The following is a 3,575-nucleotide window of genomic DNA, read 5'->3' as shown; positions in this document are numbered from 1 at the left end:
ATGCATAGCCAACCACAGGAATCGTGTCTGTGGTTGGGTCCTGGCGCTACCACGCAGAGCGTGGGAGCGAGGAGGGTTTTGCGACAACCGCCTTCGCGAGGATGACGGTCGGGGGGTGTTTTGCCCTTTTGCGACACCCTCCTTCGCGGGGATGACGGAGGTATATTCTTAATTGCAACTTCCCTGCCTCCAACTCCTTTGGGGATAGTTCCTGAATTTTTACTGACCTAAGCAGGTGCAAGGCAATAGCCTTATTTCAGGCTTATTGAGCAAAACAACAAATTGTCAGGGCGCACTCCCATAAAGAAGGGTTAATCGTCGCGTGGTTTGCCGTTGATCTTGCCCCGATAAAGCGGTGCCCCTTCTTGAGACTTTATGCGCCAAGACCCCGAAGAACGCGTTATACGGATTTGGTTCCATGTTCGAAGCTGATATCATGCAAGTGTTTACAAATTGAGCAGACATGCATGAACCGTCGTAAAAAAGGCAATAAAATTTTAAAGGCACTTACCAAAAGGTCTAAAGCCAAATTGCCCCAAAAAAGTAAGCCTAAATACATTAGCAAAGCCGACCGGGCGAAATTAGCAGCAGAGTCCAGTCAAGCCACAACCTTCGTTTCTGAGAACTGATTTTAGTATCTTAGGCTGCACATCAGCTCATGCCAGGCAAACAACATTTTCCAGATGATGCCTGCGGCGCACCTGAAGAAACCGGCACAGGGTCTTCCACTTATGTAAAATGAAAGACCTGACCCTCATCTTCTGTGCAATAATGAATATCTCAGAACCTATTAATCCAACGAATTAGTTCTTTTGATTATCTCGGAAAGGAAATGAAGGAAAATAGAATGAATGGTAGAAATCGTTCAGATATTAAGCCAGGTTCAGAAGTTAATATTGTTCTTAAAAAAGACCAAATATCGGGTTGTCTCACCGAAGGTACTGTCAAAGATATATTGACCAATTCATCTTTTCATCCACATGGTATTAAAGTTCGTCTTGAAAGTGGTGAAGTCGGAAGAGTAAAAGAAATATTAGATTAAATAAATCACTAACAAGCGGGTGGCGCTTACCTCAAATCCCTGCACTATTTTTGCTTACTCCTCCTTTGTCGGTGTATAAAGAGCATTCTCAACGTTTCGGAATCTCACCCTAACCATTATATGCTCTTCAGTTGAAGGATACATTAAAGTGTTAAGTTCAAAAACCAGCTGTCTCTGTGGTGCTGTAAAAATCATTGCAGGTAAAATCAACCCTAAATTCACAGTGTGCCACTGTGACTCCTGTAGAGTTTGGGGGGGCGCACCATTTTTTGCGGTGCAGTGTGGAACAGATGTAAAATTTGAGGGTGACAAAAAGGTAAAGATATATGAATCATCAACCTGGGCCTCTCGTGGTTTTTGCTCTGACTGTGGTACACACTTGTTTTTTAAATTCAAGGCAACGGGTGAATACAACATGCCAGTGGGGATTTTTCAAAACCTGGAAGGCTTGAAAATGGACATGCAATACTTTAGTGACCAGCGACCGAGCTATTACTGCTTTTCAAACGAAACAAAAGAAATGACTAAAGCTGAGATAATGGCTTATTTCGCATCACAAATGTAACTGCATATTTAGAATAAGGATAGAGTGCGCTCAGCGGCCATCTTATCCGATTGTTGCACAAACTCAGGTTAATTCCTGACATGAGTGGTCTATTGAAATTTGCTTTTCCGGAACGTATCAATCAGCAACCTGTCGATAATATATTATTAAATTTTATTGCACTCTTCGAACCAGGTGATTACATGCTTGATGATAATCACCGAGCCATCCCTTAACTGCACCTGACGGGTGCCGTTGGGCGGTAATGGTGGTGACGACTCTCATCCCTTCAGGTATCAGAGCCTGAATTGCTGCCAAATGTTGGTAGTGGCCATAGTTTCTCCCCCTCTCCTTTTTTTCGCTTCCCTTGAAGCCACAAAAAAGGGCAATGCCCGAAAGCACCGCCCTTCCTGTCCCCACTTACGCGAGGTTAGAGACTACAATATTGTAGCCCCGACCATTACAGTGGTCGAATATCTTCAGCCTGAGGACCTTTCTGGCCCTGAGTGATGGTAAACTCAACACGCTGGCCTTCTGCCAGAGATTTGAAGCCATCACCTGTGATTTGACGGAAGTGAGCAAACACGTCTGGTCCGCCATTTTCCTGAGCGATGAAACCAAAACCTTTCTCGTCATTAAACCACTTAACAGTACCGGTAGTAGACATAGTCATATCCTGAATTTTAATAATAAATGTCGCCTTGTAAGAAGGCGGTAAAGCTAGAAGTTTATTATTGCTTATGAAGAATATGGCGAGTTATTACACCCGAAACATCAAATCTATACATAACAAATAAATCACACTTTTAACGTCAGGCCATTATACAGCGCCTTGCCCTGATGACTATGAGTACTTGCATTCAATCGACGACACAAAATACTCAGCCATTCGCGTATAGATACCTAATAGCGCCTTTCCAGCTGGATGTTTAAGAGGACTCTGCTTCGTTCAGCCGTGATACTGGTCGCCAGACAGAGCCCTCGCCAGTTTCCGATAATGTCCTGCACTATCTACCAGCTGACCTGGTTCGATTAACCCGGGTGCTGTATTGGTCAGAGGTATCTCAACCCGGCTTTTCATCACTCTGGGTACATCCAACCAACAGAATCAATCATAAGATCAGCCTTTAGGATAAACCACTTCAACCCAGTTTCGATGCAGCCTTGACTGTTCAGCAGCTTCTCCGGCAGCACAGAGTTGAGCCATCCGGAATAGATTATTCCGGGTCTGCCCTCCTTTCAGTGCGGTAAAAAAGTCCTGACCGGATTCATGCAGACCCGGCCATCCGGCAATATCAGATCAACCTGCTCACTGCGCCACTGATTGTCGGCTTTGGTGCGCATGGTGAATTCACCGCTAAAATAGCTTGCCGTGAGTTCGCCTTCGGTTCCATAAACATTCAGTACGGTTTCATCCGTAGCAACGCCGCAGCAATGTTCGCCCTGAAGGTCGCACTGATTCCACCGAAATCAAGAACAGCCTGGCTCTGACAACTGTTTTTGATGTACTCCTGATTTTCAAATACCATCACAGACGATCGGTAAAATCGACATCTGTCGTATTAGTGAGTAGCGCTCCATAACATGAGCCATGATATCGATAATACCGGCGACGTGGTGGTCATAGCCCCCTCTCTCTCCTTTTTTCATTTTTCTGAAAGCCACAAAAAAGGGCAGTGCTTGAAAGCACTGCCCTTTTTTTTCTCACCTAAGTGAGGTTAGAGACTACAATATTGCAGCCCCGACCATTACAGTGGTCGAATATCTTCAGCCTGTGGGCCTTTCTGACCCTGAGTGATGGTGAATTCAACGCGCTGGCCTTCTGCCAGGGACTTGAAGCCATCACCTGTGATTTGACGGAAGTGAGCAAACACGTCTGGTCCGCCATTTTCCTGGGCGATGAAACCAAAACCTTTCTCGTCATTGAACCACTTAACAGTACCGGTAGTAGTAGCCATAGTCATATCCTGAATTTTAATAATAAATTTT

The 3,575-nt window shown here is 44.8% G+C and carries 6 protein-coding genes; 3 read left to right on the top strand and 3 right to left on the bottom strand.

Annotated elements, in window-relative coordinates; all coding sequences use genetic code 11:
• Positions 1-467: 467 nt before the first annotated feature.
• The 3 genes from RM811_RS10335 to RM811_RS10325 all read left to right on the top strand — a co-directional run bounded on the left by RM811_RS10335 (position 468) and on the right by RM811_RS10325 (position 1,607).
• Complete coding sequence (locus RM811_RS10335; protein ID WP_402523693.1) at positions 468-629, top strand: DUF2986 domain-containing protein; 162 nt, start codon at positions 468-470, stop codon at positions 627-629.
• Between the two features lie 218 nt (positions 630-847).
• Positions 848-1,042: a YwbE family protein gene (locus RM811_RS10330; protein WP_402523690.1), complete on the top strand. Its 195-nt coding sequence runs from the start codon at positions 848-850 to the stop codon at positions 1,040-1,042.
• 148 nt (positions 1,043-1,190) lie between these two features.
• Positions 1,191-1,607 carry a GFA family protein gene (locus RM811_RS10325; RefSeq protein ID WP_402523688.1) on the top strand — a complete coding sequence of 139 codons (417 nt, stop codon included), beginning with the start codon at positions 1,191-1,193 and terminating at the stop codon, positions 1,605-1,607.
• A 439-nt stretch (positions 1,608-2,046) separates the two neighbouring features.
• Here RM811_RS10325 and RM811_RS10320 read toward each other — a convergent pair whose 3' ends face one another.
• From RM811_RS10320 to RM811_RS10310, 3 genes are all read right to left on the bottom strand, one after another.
• The gene (locus RM811_RS10320; protein WP_402523685.1) at positions 2,047-2,253 is read right to left on the bottom strand and encodes a cold-shock protein; all 207 of its coding nucleotides are present in this window, start codon (positions 2,251-2,253) and stop codon (positions 2,047-2,049) included.
• Positions 2,254-3,104: 851 nt separating this feature from the next.
• Positions 3,105-3,236 (bottom strand): hypothetical protein, encoded by a 132-nt coding sequence (locus RM811_RS10315; RefSeq protein ID WP_402523683.1) that lies wholly within the window; start codon positions 3,234-3,236, stop codon positions 3,105-3,107.
• A 98-nt stretch (positions 3,237-3,334) separates the two neighbouring features.
• Positions 3,335-3,544 carry a cold-shock protein gene (locus tag RM811_RS10310; RefSeq protein WP_402523695.1) on the bottom strand — a complete coding sequence of 70 codons (210 nt, stop codon included), beginning with the start codon at positions 3,542-3,544 and terminating at the stop codon, positions 3,335-3,337.
• Between the last annotated feature and the right edge of the window lie 31 nt (positions 3,545-3,575).

The sequence above is a fragment of the Endozoicomonas sp. genome (genome assembly GCF_031844845.1).
Taxonomy (GTDB): domain Bacteria; phylum Pseudomonadota; class Gammaproteobacteria; order Pseudomonadales; family Endozoicomonadaceae; genus Endozoicomonas.
Note: the sequence above shows the minus strand (reverse complement) of the source record. Positions and strands in the feature narration are given on the sequence as shown.

Excerpts from the sequence above, each read along its gene's own strand:
- RM811_RS10335 (WP_402523693.1), top strand. The coding sequence starts at position 468 with ATGAACCGTCGTAAAAAAGGCAATAAAATTTTAAAGGCACTTACCAAA.
- RM811_RS10330 (WP_402523690.1), top strand. The coding sequence starts at position 848 with ATGAATGGTAGAAATCGTTCAGATATTAAGCCAGGTTCAGAAGTTAAT.
- RM811_RS10320 (WP_402523685.1), bottom strand. The coding sequence starts at position 2,253 with ATGTCTACTACCGGTACTGTTAAGTGGTTTAATGACGAGAAAGGTTTT.
- RM811_RS10315 (WP_402523683.1), bottom strand. The coding sequence starts at position 3,236 with ATGAAAAAAGGAGAGAGAGGGGGCTATGACCACCACGTCGCCGGTATT.
- RM811_RS10310 (WP_402523695.1), bottom strand. The coding sequence starts at position 3,544 with ATGGCTACTACTACCGGTACTGTTAAGTGGTTCAATGACGAGAAAGGT.